Origin of the sequence: Roseibium polysiphoniae, assembly GCF_014842925.1 — a bacterium.
Taxonomy (GTDB): Bacteria; Pseudomonadota; Alphaproteobacteria; order Rhizobiales; family Stappiaceae; genus Roseibium; species Roseibium polysiphoniae.
This window is the reverse complement of sequence record NZ_JACYXJ010000007.1, coordinates 421,560-437,524: the sequence shown is the minus strand read 5'-3', so window position 1 is coordinate 437,524 and position 15,965 is coordinate 421,560. Positions and strand designations below refer to the sequence as shown.

The window sequence follows — 15,965 nt, the reverse complement described above, 5'->3', positions numbered from 1 at the left end:
TGCAAGAGGGGCGCCCGCTTGGACGCCCCTGATTTTGATGATTATTTTGTAATATTGTCAGGCGTCGAGCATGCGCTTCAGCAGTTCCAGCTCCTGCGCCAGTCCGTGGTCGCCACGGGCCAGTTCTTCAATCTTGCGAACCGCATGCAAAACTGTCGTGTGGTCCCGGTTGCCAAAGCGGCGGCCGATCTCGGGAAGAGACCGCGGAGTCATGACTTTTGCAAGGTACATGGCAATCTGCCGGGGCCGGACGATTGTCCGTGTACGGCGCGCCGACAGAAGATCTGCCTTTGTCACATTGTAATGCTTCGACACGACGCGCTGAATATCTTCGATCTTGACCCGTCGCGGCTCGCTCGAGCGGATAAGATCCCGAAGGGTCAATTCCGCCATTTCCTGCGTGATCGGCTGGTTGGTCAGCTGATTGTGTGCGACCAGCCGGTTCAGGGCGCCTTCAAGGTCCCGTCCGGAAGATGCGACGTGCTTGGCGACATAGTCGAGTACAGGATCTGGAACTTCGAAGTTTGGATAGCTGCGTTGGGCCTGGCTCACGCGAGTGGTCAGGATGTTGCGACGCAGAGAGAAATCAGGTTCCTGAATGCCGACGACGAGGCCGCCCGACAGACGTGACCGAACCCGGTCGTCGAGTGTGTCGAGTTCCGATGGTGCCCGGTCGGCTGCGACAATCACCTGCCGTGCGCCGTCAATGAGAGCGTTCAGCGTGTGACAGAACTCCTGCTGCACCTGCTTGCCGTGAAGAAACTGCATGTCATCGATCAGGAGGAGATCGATGGTGCGCAGGGTCTCCTTGAACGCGAGAGCCGACTGGGCCTTCAGCGCAGAAACGAAGCGATACATGAAGTGTTCTGCCGTCAGGTACAGAACCTTTCGGCCCGAGGCGCGAACCTTCGCCGCGACAGCCTGCATCAGATGGGTCTTACCAAGGCCAACCGAAGCATGCAGATAGAGCGGGTTGAAGGTCACGGCGCCGCCGGAAGCGACCTGACGAGCAGCTGCGAGTGCCAAGCCGTTGGAGTCGCCCTCGACAAACGTCTCGAACGTGTATTTAGGGTCGAGAGCTGCGCCTTGAAGAACGTCACGGGTGACATCATTTGACGCGTCACCACGACCCAGTGCAGCTGTTACGGCCTGTGCCGCGGCAACCTGGTTGGTGTCGCAAAAGCCGTCCAGACGCTGGTCGGATGCAGGCGACGCCTTCGGACGCTTGGGACCGGCAAGGCCCGGCGCAATCGGAGCTGCGACCTGGCGCGGGCGCATGGCGCCGCGGACGGTGAGCTCGATCTTGTGCACATTATCGCACTCACCCTTCCAAAGGCCCATCAGCCGCTCATTGTAGTGAGATTGAATCCACTGCTTCAAGAACCGTGTGGGCACAGATAACCGCACCGTTCCGTCGTTATGTTCTTCAAGATCCACTCGTGCGAACCAGCTGGAGAAAACGTCATCTCCAAGCTCGGCGCGGAGCCGCTTTTTAACACGGTTCCAGTGTTCAGAGCCACTTGCCTCCTGAACCTGCATTACTTCCGCCTCCTGTTTAAGGACGATCCGCCACAGCCGTCCTGGTTGATGCTGCTCAAGCAGCTTTTTTATATCCCGATTGGGACGATTGTTAGGTTGACGGCAACGATCGCTACCGCCTTAGCCTGCTCCAGGCAGGTGAGTTAATTCTGGATCCAGGGCAGTCCGGCGGCCTTCCAGCCAGACTGAGTTCCCCGATGACCGTCTTGATCAAGAGGGCCTTCAAAACCACCAGCAATGTTATAGCAATGGGCGTAGCCTGCCTGCGTCATCGCGATGGCTGCAGATTGGCTCCTTACGCCGGAGCGGCACAGAAAGTAGATCTGGGCGCTCTGGTCAAGTCCTTTCGCAGAGATTTTTTTGGCCAAATCGCCAACAAAATCCTTGACTGGCTGCGCAGGCGGAAGGCTCTGCCATTCCACGAACAAAGGCTCGCCGCCAAGCGCACGCAAATCTGGCACGCCGACGAAAGTCCACTCTGCTTGTGTGCGCACATCGACCAGGACGGCGCCGTCTTGTTCCGCAATGGCGTCATGCGCGGTTTTCGCGTCTACGTCGCCTGCATATTGGATGGAGTTTTGCACAACAGCCCCCTTTTACAATGGCGAAGCCATTGTTGCTGCGTTTCTTCTAGCGATTTTTTGAGAGATTAGTGACTTCGAAGAGAAGGACTAGCGCAGATTAAATACTGCTGTGTATTCATTGTAAAAATGACTGAGTGGGAAAATCTTTATTTCAATGCTTCGAATTTTCATGACTTGCCCAGACCACTTTTTTGTTTCGTTTTAGTACGGATCTTCGTCCGCCTGTTGATCTAAACATATACAGCCCGTTTCGGCCCGGCAACAGCCTCTGATGAACAAATCGTAAGCAAGGCGCAAAGCTCCGCAGCGTCACTCTTTGACCGTCCCGTCCGGGCTATGAGCCAAATGCTTTTCGCCGCTTGGATTTTTCCTGATCAAGGCACCTGGTTGGGGGGTAAGTTGGGGGCATCAAAAAAATGAATCATGTTTACTCTTGACACACGTCGAATCCGGTTTGAGCAGGCTCTGTTCGGATCACGTGTCGATAAGTGCTTGGAAATAATGAGAAAAAATTGCCAAGGCGCTCTATAGCGAAAACTCCCGATGGCAAAAATTTCCTTAGCCGGCGTGTGTTGACGCATTTTTGCACGGCTAAAAAAAACCCGGCCGCGAGGACCGGGTTTTTTAACGTCAAAGTGGCGTAGATTTAGGCGCTGAGGGCCTTAACGCGTGCATTCAAGCGAGAAACCTTGCGAGATGCGGTGTTGGCGTGAAGAACGCCCTTCGTCGCAGCGCGCATGATCTCGGGCTGAGCAGCTTTCAGAGCGTCACTGGCGGCTGCCTGGTCGCCGGAAGCAATTGCTTCTTCGACTTGACGCAGGTAGGTCCGCACGCGGCTCCGACGAGCTTTATTCGTGGCCGTCCGGCGGGCAATCTTACGGGCCGCCTTCTTGGCCGAGGGTGTATTGGCCATGGGCTCAATCCTGATCCGTGGTGGAACTAAGTCCGGTTACAATCGGGAAAGCCATACGCCAGGGCGATAAGGGTACCCGATCAAAAAACGACGGCGGCGAGAGGTCCCGCCACCGGTTGCGGGCAGCTTATAATCGTGCCGCGCGGCCGCGTCAATGGTGATCGGCGCGTCCGTGCGAGATTCTTTCGCGGCTTTTATTTGTTATTGAATTGAGGTTTGCGCTTTTCGGCAAAGGCGCTCATCCCTTCCTTCTGGTCTTCCGTCGCGAACATGCTGTGAAAGACCCTGCGCTCGAAACGGATGCCTTCCGACATAGTTGTCTCGTAGGCCCGGTTGACGCTTTCCTTGGTCATCATCGCAATGGGAAGCGAGAAATCTGCAATCTTCTCTGCGGCCTTGAGAGCTTCCTCCAGAAGCTCGTCCGCCGGCACAACGCGGCTGACAAGGCCGCACCGCTCAGCCTCTTCAGCTTCCATCATGCGTCCGGTCAGGCACATGTCCATGGCTTTGGACTTGCCGACGAAGCGCGTTAGCCGCTGTGTTCCTCCGGCGCCCGGCATGACACCAAGCGTGATCTCGGGCTGGCCAAATTTCGCAGTGTCGGCCGCAATGATAAAGTCGCACATCATGGCCAGCTCGCAGCCGCCGCCGAGCGCATAGCCGGCAACCGCCGCAATGACCGGCTTGCGCGTGCGTGAAACCTGTTCCCAGGACGTGATGAAATCGCTCAGATAGGCTTCCATATAGTCGAGGCTGCCCATCTCCTTGATGTCGGCGCCAGCGGCAAATGCCTTTTCCGAGCCCGTGATCACTGTGCAGCCAATGCGCTCATCTGTTTCGAAACCGGACAGGGCGGTGTTCAGCTCGTCAATCAGGGCCGAGTTGAGCGCATTCAGGGCGCTGGGGCGATCCAGTGTGATCAGCCCGACCTTGCCGCGTGTTTCGACGCGAATGTTTTCATATCCCATCTGGTTCACTCCCAAACCAAGTTCAAATCATCTGGTTGAAAGGCGTAGCCGACCTTTACACGCGCTGGCAACCGCTGAGCTATGAAATCGGAGGTGTGCAGGTCGAGACGACCCGCGAAGAAATCACCGCTGGCAGGTGGGGCAGTAGAATGTCGACCTGTTTGATTGAACAATTCTCTCGATGGATGATGTGCAGCCCGGTGTCCGGCAAGGCTCACCTTCCCGGTCATAGACGGCGAAGCGGTGCTGGAAATAGCCGAGCGTACCGTCTGCCTGAGTGTGATCGCGCAGGCTCGATCCGCCCGCCTCAATCGCTTCAGTCAGCGTATCGCGAATATGGGCGGCAAGCGCAAACGTGCGTTTGGTTGCCCTGCCGTTCTTTCCGGCAATCGTTCCAGCGGCACGTCTGGGGTCAAGTCCGGTGCGCCAGAGGGCTTCGCAGACATAGATGTTACCCAGTCCGGCGATCAGCTTCTGGTCCAGAAGTGCTGATTTGAGGGGAGCCTTCTTGCCTGCGAACAGGGCGGAGATCCGCGCGCCGTCGAGTTCATTGCCCAGAGGCTCGATCCCGATGTTGCGAAAGAGGGCGTGTTCGCCAAGATCCGGTCGCGGAACAAGCGTCATGAAACCAAAGCGGCGAGGATCATTATAATGGATGCGCGCCGCTCCGCCGGCGCTGGTCGCCAGATGAAAAACCACGTGATCATGTTTTTCGTTCTTGGATTTTGCGTGGGTAAAGTCGCCGGGCGTTGAAACGTCCTCGTCGACTTCGATCCGGAACGACCCGGACATTCCCAGATGCATGACCAGAACGTCGCCGCTATCCAGGTCAGCAAGCAGATATTTAGAACGCCGTGAAAGCGCGATGACACGCCGACCAGTGAGCCGCGCGCGAAAATTCTCTGGAAAGGGAAACCGCAAATCCGCCCGGTTCTGGTCAAGCTTTTCGATCAAGGCACCTTCGAAGGTCGGCGCAAGGCCGCGCTTGACAGTCTCGACTTCGGGCAGTTCAGGCATGGGGTCTTCCGTTATTCGATGCCGGTGAGGGACGCGGCATATTGGTTTTGACGGGCGGGAACATAGCGCTTGCCATGGCCATGTACTATGTTCCGCTCCAAATTGGAGTGATGTGCTTGCCATTCAAGCGCATCCGTTGGAAAAGCAGCTTGATATGCGACATGACGATCAGACGGCTGTTTCAGCCGTCCGCCGTGTCGGTCAGGAGACATGACTATGGCGCAGGACGCTTCTTCATCCCAACGGGTCTCGGCCCGTACACCGGAAGACATGCCGACAAGTTTTGGCTTCACCACGGTCGGGGAAGGTCAAAAACAGGCGCTCGTCGATGACGTGTTCCACAAGGTCGCCGAGCGCTATGACGTCATGAACGACATGATGTCCGGCGGACTGCACCGTGTGTGGAAGGATGCGATGGTGTCTGTTCTTGCGCCGCCAAAGTCGTCAGCGCGCGGATGGCGCCTGCTGGATGTGGCGGGCGGAACCGGTGACATCGCAACACGCGTCGTGCGTCGATCAAATGACACGGCAAAGGCAGTGGTCTGCGACATCAACGGTTCGATGCTGTCTGTTGGCCGTGATCGCGCGGAAAAGGCCGGCCTCTCTGATCTGATCACCTTCTCGCAAGGCAACGCCGAGGAACTTCCGTTTCCCGACAGGAGTTTTGATGCCTATACGATCGCGTTTGGCATTCGGAATGTGCCCAATATTCCCAAGGCCCTTCGCGAAGCGCGCCGTATCCTGAAACGCGGCGGACGTTTTCTCTGCCTTGAATTCTCGGAGGTCGACGTTCCTGTTCTCGACAAGATCTACGATGGGTTCTCGTTCAATGCGATCCCGGCGATGGGGAAGATGGTGACCGGCGACGGCGAACCCTATCGCTATTTGGTGGAATCAATCCGCAAGTTCCCGAGCCAGGAGCGCTTCGCAGAGATGATCCGCGAGGCGGGTTTCGAGCGTGTGACCTACCGCAACTACTCCGGTGGCATCGCCGCACTGCATTCCGGCTGGAAGCTCTGATCCATGGGGTTTGCCGTCGCGCCGCTTTTCCGTCTGGCCAAGGCCGGTTTTGTCATGGCCCGCGAAGGGGTCTTTGGGCTTGCGTATCTGCCTGACTTGCCTGCTGCTCCACGCATCGCGATCGCCTGCGCGCGGTTGCTGGAAAGGCGCTCGGTCAAGAACAAGAGCGCCGAACTCCGTCTTTCTGATGCGATGAACCGGCTCGGGCCGTCTTACGTCAAACTGGGACAGTTCCTCGCGACCCGTGCTGATGTTGTGGGCAAGGAGGCAGCTCTGGAGTTGTCGGCCTTGCAGGACCGACTCCCCGCCTTTGGGCACGAGGCCGCTTGCAAGGCGGTCGCCGAGCAACTCGGCCAGTCGGTCGACGAGATATTTGTCGAGTTCGGCGAAGCCGTGGCTGCAGCTTCCATCGCACAGGTTCATCCGGCAATGCTTCGCGGCAAGGATGGCGAGGTCCGGAAGGTCGCGGTCAAGGTTCTGCGTCCCGGGGTTCAGAGGCGGTTCCAGCGCGATCTCGAAAGCTTCTATCTCGTTGCACGTCTCGCCGAGAGGTTCCATCCGCCGTCACGCCGGTTGCGTCCGGTCGCGGTGGTTGACACTCTTGCCAAGTCTGTGGCCATGGAAATGGACTTCCGTCTTGAAGCGGCAGGTCTGTCGGAGATGGCTGAAAATACATCGGAAGATCCCGGTTTCCGCGTGCCCGAGGTTGATTGGCTTCGCACGGCCAAGGGCGTTTTGACCATGGAATGGGTCGACGGCCGCAAAATGTCGGACGTCGAGGGCCTTAGAGAGGACGGTCTGGATCTCGAGGCGCTGGGCGCCAATGTCATTCAGAGCTTCCTGCGTCACACGCTGCGTGACGGTTTCTTCCATGCGGACATGCACCAGGGCAATCTCTTCGTTGAGCCTGACGGTACGCTGATTGCAGTCGATTTTGGTATCACCGGCCGTTTGAGCAAGCAGGAGCGCCGGTTCCTGGCAGAAATCCTGTTTGGCTTTATCACCCGGAACTATCGCCGCGTCGCTGAGGTTCATTTTGAGGCTGGCTATGTGCCGGCGCATCAGGATGTCGACATGTTCGCCCAGGCGATCCGCGCGATCGGGGAGCCGATCCATGGTCACGACGCTAGCGAGATTTCCATGGCGCGGCTCCTGACCCAGCTGTTCGAGGTTACCGAACTCTTTGAGATGCGCACGCAGACACAGTTGATCATGCTGCAAAAGACCATGGTCGTGGTTGAGGGCGTGGCGCGCACGCTGAATCCGCATCTGGATATGTGGCATACGGCAGAGCCAGTCGTCGGCTCCTGGATACGCGACAATCTTGGCCCGGTTGGCAAACTGCGAGATGCTGGCGAGGCGATCGGCGCCATGGGCCGCATTGCCAATGATCTGCCGCTGTTCGCAGACCGTGTCGGCAGGATGTCGGAAGAATTCGAGAAGATGACGTCCAAGGGCCTGCGTTTCGACAAGGACACGGCAGAAGCCATCGGCAAGGCGGAAGCCCGTCACACCAGGTCGGGCCGCATTGCCCTGTGGGTGATCGCAGCGGCGCTTATTGGCATTGTTGCACGCGATCTGTTCTGACGGTCCCGGCAAACACCATAAGAGAGAGATGAGGCGATGGCAGCTGAAGCGGAAATCTATCATCCTCGCGCTGTCGCTGATCTCGGACTGTGGTTGGTCAAGCCCCTTCAGCTGAAGGTCTATGGAATCGCAGCCTCTGGGAAGATCGTTTCCCAAGAGAACATAGCCGAGGCCAAGGCGATTGCCGAAGCTGAATTGCCTCCGCGGGTGTCGGCGGAAGGGCAAGACAATGGGCTTGGTTTTGCGCTCTTGCATCTGGGCGAGACCGGTATCACACATTCATTCTACTGGTGGGTTCAGGGCTGTGTCCTGTGCCAACACATCCGGCGGACACTTTATGGCGCACGAGAGCCGTTGAGTTCGACAGAGCGGCCCGTGATTGGTTGCGTTTGGGAGCTTGAGCTGATCAACGCAGAGCAAGTGTTCTGGCGTGATACCATGATGATCGCCAATCCCGATCCGGCATCCTATCTGGCCGCGCGTCACTGATCCGGCGTCACCCGTCTCAAAGTCAGATTGATCCGGCCACCATTCTTTAAAAGTGTTGAGCTGCCGGGCAAGACCCTGTCGATGCCGTGGTAGGCAAGGCGCGACTCTCCTCCGAGAACTACAACATCGCCAGATGTCAGCCGCATGGAGCTGGTCGGGGCCTTTCGCGTCGTGCCGCCAATGCGGAAAGTTGCTGTATCGCCGAGTGAGACCGAGACAACCGGCGAGCTGAACATGTCTTCATCCTTGTCCTGGTGCAGGCCCATTTTCGCAGTGGTCGCATAGTAGTTGATCAGGCAGGCCTCCGGTTCTGGCGCATCGGCGGCGACAGCTTTCCAAAGCTTGCGAAGGGCTGAGGGCATCTCCGGCCATTTTTCGCCGGTGGTCGGATGTGTTGGCTGGTAGCGATAGCCGTTGATGTCTGCGACCCAGCCAAGCGAGCCACAATTGCTCATCCGAACCGAGAAGGCCTTGCCGGTTTTCGGCATTTTGGGCTGGAACAAAGGCGCCTTCGCCAGAACAAGCCTGAGCTCATCGACCAGGGCTTCCTGGGCCTCACGGTCGAAATACTCAGGCAGCAAACGAAAGCCGGCGGGCGGCGGGTGACCTTTGGTCATGGTCTTTACCTTGGATAACCGGGTGATGCGGTGGCGGTGGTAACGAACTTGGAAGAATTATCGAGAATACAGGCCATGCCTGCAAATGCCTTGCTTCAGGTGTCTTGCAGGGGCAGTTTCATCCTCCTATATAGCGTTCGAGCGTTGCGCCAAGGTGCAACGACCGGGTGCTGTCCCGGATATTTGTGAAGAGGAACCGGAAGGATGCCGTTACGGGTCATTCCGGTTTGCTGGAAAGAGAGGCTAATATGGCAAAGGTCATCGGTATCGACCTCGGCACGACAAACTCGTGCGTCGCCGTCATGGACGGTAAAGATCCCAAAGTTATTGAAAATGCGGAAGGTGCACGCACCACGCCGTCAATGGTGGCTTTTTCTGATGATGGTGAGCGCCTTGTTGGCCAGCCTGCCAAGCGTCAGGCTGTCACCAACCCGACCAATACTCTTTTCGCCGTCAAGCGTCTGATCGGCCGCCGGTTCGACGACCCGACCGTCGCCAAGGACAAGAAGCTCGTTCCGTTCGAGATCGTCAAGGGCGACAACGGCGATGCTTGGGTTGAAGCCAACGGCGACAAGTATTCCCCGTCTCAGGTGTCTGCCTTCATTCTTCAGAAGATGAAGGAAACCGCAGAGAGTTATCTCGGCGAGACTGTGACCCAGGCGGTTATTACCGTTCCCGCATACTTCAACGATGCACAGCGTCAGGCAACCAAGGATGCAGGCAAGATCGCCGGCCTTGAAGTTCTGCGCATCATCAACGAGCCGACCGCGGCTGCCCTGGCTTATGGCCTAGACAAGAACGACGGCAAGACCATCGCTGTCTATGACCTTGGCGGCGGTACCTTCGACGTGTCGGTTCTTGAAATCGGCGACGGCGTCTTTGAAGTGAAGTCCACCAACGGTGACACGTTCCTCGGTGGTGAAGACTTCGACATGGTTCTGGTCGACTACCTTGCTTCCGAGTTCAAGAAGGAACAGGGCATTGATCTGAAGAACGACAAGCTGGCACTCCAGCGCCTCAAGGAAGGTGCTGAAAAGGCCAAGATCGAACTGTCGTCTTCTGCCCAGACCGAAATCAACCTGCCGTTCATCACGGCGGATGCGTCTGGTCCCAAGCACCTGACCTTGAAGCTCACCCGCGCCAAGTTCGAATCGCTCGTTGACGATCTCGTCAAGCGCACGATCGAGCCTATGAAGGCAGCTCTTAAGGACGCAGGCCTCGTCGCCGGTCAGATCGATGAAGTGGTTCTGGTTGGCGGCATGACCCGCATGCCCAAGATCCAGGAAACCGTGAAGACCTTCTTCGGCAAAGAGCCTCACAAGGGTGTTAACCCGGATGAAGTTGTTGCCATGGGTGCCGCCATTCAGGCCGGCGTTCTGCAGGGCGACGTCAAGGATGTTCTGCTTCTCGATGTGACCCCGCTGTCACTCGGCATCGAGACCCTTGGTGGTGTCTTCACTCGTCTGATCGACCGCAACACGACGATCCCGACGAAGAAGAGCCAGGTGTTCTCCACCGCTGAAGACAATCAGACGGCTGTGACCATCCGCGTCTTCCAGGGCGAGCGTGAAATGGCTGTCGACAACAAGGTTCTCGGCCAGTTCGACCTGGTTGGTCTGCCGCCGGCACCGCGCGGTGTTCCGCAGATCGAAGTGACCTTCGACATTGATGCCAACGGCATCGTGAATGTCTCCGCGAAGGACAAGGGCACCGGTAAGGAACAGCAGATCCGCATCCAGGCATCTGGTGGTCTTTCCGACGCCGATATTGATCAGATGATCAAGGACGCCGAATCCCACGCGGACGAGGACAAGAAGCGCAAGGAACTGGTGGAAGCCAGAAACCAGGGCGAAGCACTTGTTCACTCCACCGAGAAATCCGTCAAGGATCACGGTGACAAGGTCAGCGAAGAAGACAAGGCTGCCATCGAGGCTGCTCTTGAAGATCTGAAAACGGCTCTTGAAGGCGAAGACCTGGAAGGCATCCAGGCCAAGACCCAGGCGCTCGCGGAAGCTTCCATGAAGCTCGGCGAAGCCATCTACCAGGCGTCCCAGGCTGAAGCGGAAGCTGCAGGCGAAGAGGGTGCCGAAGGTGAAGAAGCCGCTGCCGCTGACGATGATGTCGTCGATGCAGACTTCGAAGAAGTCAAGGACGACGACAAGAAGTCTGCCTGACCGACGTAATCAGCGGCCTGCGGAAATTCCGCGGGCCGCTGTCATCAAGCCGACAGGCTTCTGCCGCACTCCTGAAGATGTCAGAGCATTTCTGGAACTGGACACGAACTGTGACCCGTCCACATTTGGCTGAATGTTGCGGAGAGAAGGCATCGTCGGCAAAAGGCCTTAAGCGAGGCGTCTGGTCAATGAACCAAGCGCCGTCGGCCAAAAGAAACGAGTGACCACGAATGGCCAAACGCGATTTCTACGAAGTTCTGGGCGTGACAGTCGAAGCGGATGAAAAGACGCTGAAGAGTGCCTACCGCAAGATGGCAATGAAGTATCATCCGGATCGCAATCCGGGAGATGCTGAAGCAGAAGCCAGCTTCAAGGAAGCGAATGAAGCCTACGACACGCTGAAAGACCCGCAGAAGCGCGCAGCCTACGACCGCTTCGGTCATGCCGCCTTTGAAAATGGCGGTTTCGGCGGAGGTGGCGGCGGTGGTCCGCATGGTGCTGACTTCTCCTCGACCATGTCCGACATATTCGAAGAGTTCTTCGGAATGGGCGGTCAGCGCCGTTCCGGCGGCCGTGAGCGCGGCGCCGACCTTCGTTACAATCTCGATATTTCCCTGGAAGACGCGTTCAACGGCAAGACCGTTGAAATCGAAGTGCCGACCAGCGTGACCTGCGACGCCTGTTCGGGGTCCGGCGCGAAGCCTGGCACCAGCCCGACCACCTGCCGCACCTGCGGTGGCGCTGGTCGGGTTCGCGCTGCACAGGGCTTCTTTACGCTCGAGCGCGCCTGCCCGACCTGTCAGGGCAAGGGCCAGGTCATTTCCGATCCTTGCGATAGCTGTGGCGGCGTTGGCCGGACAACCCAGGAGCGGACGCTATCAGTCAACATCCCGGCCGGTATCGAGGACGGGACACGCATCCGTCTCGCAGGTGAGGGGGAAGCGGGCCTGCGTGGTGGCCCGGCAGGGGATCTCTACATCTTCCTGTCGTTGAAGCCTCACGAGATCTTTCAGCGTGATGGCGCGGACCTTTACTGCCGCGTGCCGATTTCCATGTCGACAGCGACGCTTGGCGGTCAGTTCGATGTGCCGACCCTTGATGGTGCGACCAGCCGCGTAAAGGTTCCCGAAGGAACCCAGACGGGCAAGCAGTTCCGTCTGCGCGGAAAGGGCATGCCAATCATGCGGGCGACTCAGCATGGCGACATGTATGTGCAGGTCACTGTCGAGACCCCGACCAATCTGACCAAGCGCCAGCGCGAACTTCTTGCAGAATTCGAGCAGGAATCCTCCGGTGAAAATCACCCAGAATCCGCCGGTTTCTTCACTAAAGTCAAGGACTTCATCGACAACCTGAGTGCTTGAGCCAGCTATCCATCTTGAAATCATCTCGCAACGGCACCTACATTGGTATTCGTTGCAGGAGGAATGCACTCAATGATGGATCTGCCCGGCACCCATGGCGATGCCGTTCTCTCCAAGCTGCGTAAGGTCAAGGAACTGAAGACCAAGGCGCTTGATGAGGTTCGGTTTTTGCGGACCTGGGTGGAAAGCCCGCTCAAGACCGGCGCAGTGAGTCCTTCGGGCCCGCTTCTTGCCGAGAAAATGGCCTCCTTCATCACACCCGAGCCTGGCGCGCATTTCGTCGAGCTGGGTCCCGGCACAGGGGTCGTGACCAAAGCGATTCTTGACCGTGGCGTGCCGCCTCAAAACCTCGTTTCGATCGAATACAGCGATGACTTCTACCGTCTTTTGAGGAAGCGGTTTCCCGACTTGAACGTCATCCAGGGCGACGCATACGCCTTGGGCACGATCTTTTCGGAGGGCGACGGATCGGATTTCGCGAAGGATGGGCTGGATGGCATCGTGTCGAGCCTGCCGCTTTTCTCGCGGTCGGAAGAGGCGCGTGAGTGCTTTGTGCTAGACGCCTTGAAGCTCTTGAAGCCGGGTGCCCCGCTGGTTCAGTTCTCTTATGCGCTTGTGCCGCCGGTGAAACCGCGTGCGGGCATGTTCTCCTTGACCAAATCCGAATGGATCTGGAAAAACCTGCCACCAGCACGCGTCTGGGTCTACCGACGGGTGCACTGACCTGACAGCGTCAAACGGATCGGATAAGAGGACGGCCTCCCCAATCTTGGAACTTCCGCTGGGACGACCCGGCTCACGATTTGGGGAAATCAAGTGCGTACGACATCAGATCAGATACGGCACGCAATCTGCTTCGAACTCATAGGGCTGCTGATCGTCACGCCCATTGGCGCATGGGCGCTCGACAAACCTTTTGCTGACATAGGGATCATCGGGATAATCTGTGCCACCGTGGCGTCCGGATGGACCTATTTCTACAATCGCCTCTTCGACCGCGTTCTCATGAAGTGGTCGGGCAAAACGAACAAGGGACTCCTGACCCGTGTTGTGCACGCCGTGTGCTTCGAAGCGGGCTTGCTTGTCGTCTTGATGCCAATCATTGCGGTCTACCTTGAGATCACGCTTCTCGAGGCCTTGATGGTGGATCTCTCATTCACGTTTTTCTACATGGTCTATGCCTTTGTCTTCAATTGGGCCTACGATCAGTTGGTGCCTGTTGAGGGCCGTAGCCCCTCGGGTTGATATCGCCTTGTTCAACCAATTCTTTTCCCCATGGGAGTGAACATGCAGCAAAATCGAATTCTGGTTTTTTCCGGCTCGACGCGATCAGGATCTTTCAACACCAAACTGGCGGCACTGGTGACCAAGCAGCTGGCGCTGGCTGATGCCGAAGTCACCCGTATCTCGCTGGCCGACTATCCGCTGCCGCTTTACGACGGCGATCTGGAAACCAATCGGGGCGTTCCGCAGAATGCTCAAACGCTCAAGGAGCTGTTTTGCCGACAGGATGGCGTCTTCATCGCCTGTCCCGAATACAATGCCGGCGTCACGCCCATTCTCAAGAACGCAATTGATTGGATCAGCCGGCTCTCTGGTCCGGGCGAGCCGCCTTCTGCGGCGTTCAAGAACCGGGTCTTTGCGCTTGGCGCTGCGTCGCCCGGTGGTTTCGGCGGCATGCGCGGCTTGATCGGGATGCGGACAATTCTCGAGGTCGGACTGGGCGCAACCGTGTTGCCCCAGATGATCACCGTGTCTTCCGCGGCAAACGCCTTCACGGCCAAGGGCGACCTGGCGGACGAAAGGTCTGCGAATATCCTGAGCGGCGTTGTTCAGGCGCTTAACCACCAGAGCCGTCTTCAATCAATGGGGCGATAGGCGTTTGACAAGACAGCAGCTGCGCTTGGAATTCAGCCTGCGGCGGCTTACATAGGGCACAAGGATGGCGGCCTGTTTTGGCGCTGCCAGTTCATCACGACACCACTGAGAGGCATTTATGAGCGAGACCCGCGAACCGGCAATCTGGCACGGAACCACGATCTTGATGGTACGCAAGGGTGGCAAGGTTGTCATCGCCGGCGACGGTCAGGTCTCCCTCGGTCAGACCGTGATCAAGAACACGGCCCGTAAGGTGCGTCCCTTGTCCAAGGGCGAGGTCATCGCCGGATTTGCCGGGGCCACCGCCGATGCGTTCACCTTGTTCGAACGTCTTGAATCAAAGCTCGAGCAATATCCCGGTCAGTTGATGCGCGCCTGTGTCGAGCTCGCGAAGGACTGGAGAACAGACCGCTATCTGCGCAAGCTCGAGGCCATGATGCTGGTCGCGGACAAGCAAGTGTCGCTGGTGCTGACTGGAACCGGAGATGTGCTGGAGCCGGAAGGCGGCGTCATGGGCATCGGTTCGGGCGGAAACTATGCGCTTGCGGCCGGTCGTGCACTGGTCGACACGGAACATGACGCCGAAACCGTTGCCCGGAAGGCCATGGCCATTGCGGCTGATATCTGTGTCTACACCAACTCCAATGTCCTGGTTGAAAGCCTGGAGAGCGAAACGTGAGCATGCTGGGCGAGCAGGCTGACGCCACTGTGGGTCTCTCGGGCAAAAGACTGGACGCGGCCGTCGCCAGAGGGATCCTCTCAAAGGAACAGGCTGATCGTCTGGCCGAGTTCTGGGTCCGACAGGAGCGCCTGGAAGACAGTGATGCGCCCATATCGCGTGTCGACGCGGAAGAAGTCCGCTTTGTGCGCGGCTTCCACGATGTCTTCATCGCGATCGGCATCGTGATCTTCCTGTTTGGCCTGACATATGGGCTGCAGGATCTTGGTTCGATGGGAGTGATTGCTGGGATCGCTGCGGGTTCGGTCTGGATCCTTTCAGAAATCTTCGCGCGTCGCATGCGGCTCGCACTGCCGTCGTTTCTTCTTAGTCTGGCGTTCACACCACTGTTCCTCATGACCTGCATCGGCTTGATCGCCGGTGGAGACAGCATCAGTGTTTTTGAAGGTGCCCGCGCTGGAGAACCGGTCGATCTGGATGGCGCCTATCTCCTGATTTTGCCGACGCTGATCGCCATCGCGGGGGCGGTTCTGCACTATCTGCGGTTCAAGGTGCCTGTTGGTGTGACCGGCATCGCTGGAGGCGTGTTGTTGCTCGTTGCGGTGTTGATCGAAAGTGTTGTTCCGGGTTTTGTCGTCGATCATGTGACCTGGTTCACTCTGGTGGCAGGTCTCGTCTGTTTTGCACTCGCGATGATGTTCGACAGCCGTGATATTGAGCGTGTGACCGTCAACAGCGACAAGGCTTTCTGGCTGCATTTGATGGCGGCGCCCTTGATCGTTCATTCGGCCTTGATGCTGGTGATGGGAGAGGGCGAGGCCCAAAGCACCTTCTATGCTCTCATCGTGATCGGACTTTTCCTGGGCCTTGCGTTCGTTGCGATCCTGGTGGACCGGCGTGCGCTCCTCGTATCGGGCCTGGGCTACTTTGGATTTGCCATCGCAACGCTCATGACCAAAGCCGAGGTCTCGGAAGACATTACGCTGGCCATGACCCTCGTGCTGCTTGGTTGTTTCATTCTGCTTCTCGGCTCAGCCTGGCGGGCCGTCCGCCGGCTGGTCGTCAAGCCGCTCTCCGATACGGCGGTGATGAGCTTCGTTCCCGCCATAGACTGACCCTTTGTGTGAAAGAAAAGA

At 57.9% G+C, this 15,965-nt stretch carries 16 protein-coding genes; 10 read left to right on the top strand and 6 right to left on the bottom strand.

Translation table 11 applies throughout. The annotated features are described in order from the left end of the window. Positions 1–57: 57 nt before the first annotated feature. The 5 genes from dnaA to mutM all read right to left on the bottom strand — a co-directional run bounded on the left by dnaA (position 58) and on the right by mutM (position 5,021). Positions 58–1,539 (bottom strand): chromosomal replication initiator protein DnaA, encoded by a 1,482-nt coding sequence (gene dnaA, locus IG617_RS20345; protein WP_192111035.1) that lies wholly within the window; start codon positions 1,537–1,539, stop codon positions 58–60. Between the two features lie 143 nt (positions 1,540–1,682). Continuing rightward, on the bottom strand, positions 1,683–2,123 hold the full coding sequence (locus tag IG617_RS20340; protein WP_289035710.1) for a rhodanese-like domain-containing protein: 441 nt from the start codon (positions 2,121–2,123) through the stop codon (positions 1,683–1,685). 646 nt (positions 2,124–2,769) lie between these two features. Continuing rightward, the gene (gene rpsT, locus IG617_RS20335; protein ID WP_192111034.1) at positions 2,770–3,036 is read right to left on the bottom strand and encodes a 30S ribosomal protein S20; all 267 of its coding nucleotides are present in this window, start codon (positions 3,034–3,036) and stop codon (positions 2,770–2,772) included. A gap of 194 nt (positions 3,037–3,230) precedes the next feature. Further along, positions 3,231–4,004 (bottom strand): enoyl-CoA hydratase, encoded by a 774-nt coding sequence (locus IG617_RS20330; protein WP_192111033.1) that lies wholly within the window; start codon positions 4,002–4,004, stop codon positions 3,231–3,233. 123 nt (positions 4,005–4,127) lie between these two features. Continuing rightward, positions 4,128–5,021, bottom strand: a complete 894-nt coding sequence (gene mutM / locus IG617_RS20325; RefSeq protein WP_192111032.1) for a bifunctional DNA-formamidopyrimidine glycosylase/DNA-(apurinic or apyrimidinic site) lyase — start codon at positions 5,019–5,021, stop codon at positions 4,128–4,130. 270 nt (positions 5,022–5,291) lie between these two features. Between mutM and ubiE the strand changes: the two genes are divergently transcribed. The 3 genes from ubiE to IG617_RS21745 are packed head-to-tail and all read left to right on the top strand — an operon-like array spanning position 5,292 to position 8,117. Next, the gene (ubiE, locus tag IG617_RS20320; protein ID WP_209008661.1) at positions 5,292–6,041 is read left to right on the top strand and encodes a bifunctional demethylmenaquinone methyltransferase/2-methoxy-6-polyprenyl-1,4-benzoquinol methylase UbiE; all 750 of its coding nucleotides are present in this window, start codon (positions 5,292–5,294) and stop codon (positions 6,039–6,041) included. Positions 6,042–6,044: 3 nt separating this feature from the next. After that, on the top strand, positions 6,045–7,628 hold the full coding sequence (gene ubiB, locus IG617_RS20315; RefSeq protein ID WP_192111030.1) for a 2-polyprenylphenol 6-hydroxylase: 1,584 nt from the start codon (positions 6,045–6,047) through the stop codon (positions 7,626–7,628). A 36-nt stretch (positions 7,629–7,664) separates the two neighbouring features. Then, the gene (locus IG617_RS21745; protein WP_254170637.1) at positions 7,665–8,117 is read left to right on the top strand and encodes a hypothetical protein; all 453 of its coding nucleotides are present in this window, start codon (positions 7,665–7,667) and stop codon (positions 8,115–8,117) included. Here the strand turns inward: IG617_RS21745 and IG617_RS20305 are convergent. Beyond that, complete coding sequence (locus tag IG617_RS20305) at positions 8,111–8,734, bottom strand: alpha-ketoglutarate-dependent dioxygenase AlkB family protein (protein ID WP_192111029.1); 624 nt, start codon at positions 8,732–8,734, stop codon at positions 8,111–8,113. The two genes, IG617_RS21745 and IG617_RS20305, sit on opposite strands and share 7 nt — an antisense overlap. A 248-nt stretch (positions 8,735–8,982) precedes the next feature. Here IG617_RS20305 and dnaK point away from each other — a divergent pair, with 248 nt between their 5' ends. The 7 genes from dnaK (at position 8,983) to IG617_RS20270 (ending at position 15,944) form a co-directional block, all read left to right on the top strand. Continuing rightward, on the top strand, positions 8,983–10,908 hold the full coding sequence (gene dnaK / locus IG617_RS20300) for a molecular chaperone DnaK (protein ID WP_192111028.1): 1,926 nt from the start codon (positions 8,983–8,985) through the stop codon (positions 10,906–10,908). Positions 10,909–11,138: 230 nt separating this feature from the next. Beyond that, positions 11,139–12,272 (top strand): molecular chaperone DnaJ, encoded by a 1,134-nt coding sequence (gene dnaJ, locus IG617_RS20295; protein WP_192111027.1) that lies wholly within the window; start codon positions 11,139–11,141, stop codon positions 12,270–12,272. Positions 12,273–12,344: 72 nt separating this feature from the next. Beyond that, on the top strand, positions 12,345–12,995 hold the full coding sequence (locus IG617_RS20290) for a class I SAM-dependent methyltransferase (protein WP_192111026.1): 651 nt from the start codon (positions 12,345–12,347) through the stop codon (positions 12,993–12,995). Positions 12,996–13,088: 93 nt separating this feature from the next. After that, positions 13,089–13,517 (top strand): PACE efflux transporter, encoded by a 429-nt coding sequence (locus tag IG617_RS20285; RefSeq protein WP_192111025.1) that lies wholly within the window; start codon positions 13,089–13,091, stop codon positions 13,515–13,517. Positions 13,518–13,559: 42 nt separating this feature from the next. Beyond that, complete coding sequence (locus IG617_RS20280; RefSeq protein WP_192111024.1) at positions 13,560–14,150, top strand: NADPH-dependent FMN reductase; 591 nt, start codon at positions 13,560–13,562, stop codon at positions 14,148–14,150. Between the two features lie 118 nt (positions 14,151–14,268). Continuing rightward, on the top strand, positions 14,269–14,829 hold the full coding sequence (gene hslV, locus IG617_RS20275) for an ATP-dependent protease subunit HslV (RefSeq protein ID WP_192111023.1): 561 nt from the start codon (positions 14,269–14,271) through the stop codon (positions 14,827–14,829). Further along, entirely contained in the window at positions 14,826–15,944 is a 1,119-nt protein-coding gene (locus IG617_RS20270; RefSeq protein ID WP_192111022.1) for a hypothetical protein, read from the top strand. Before hslV ends, IG617_RS20270 begins: the two co-directional genes overlap by 4 nt. The last annotated feature ends 21 nt before the right edge of the window (positions 15,945–15,965 follow it).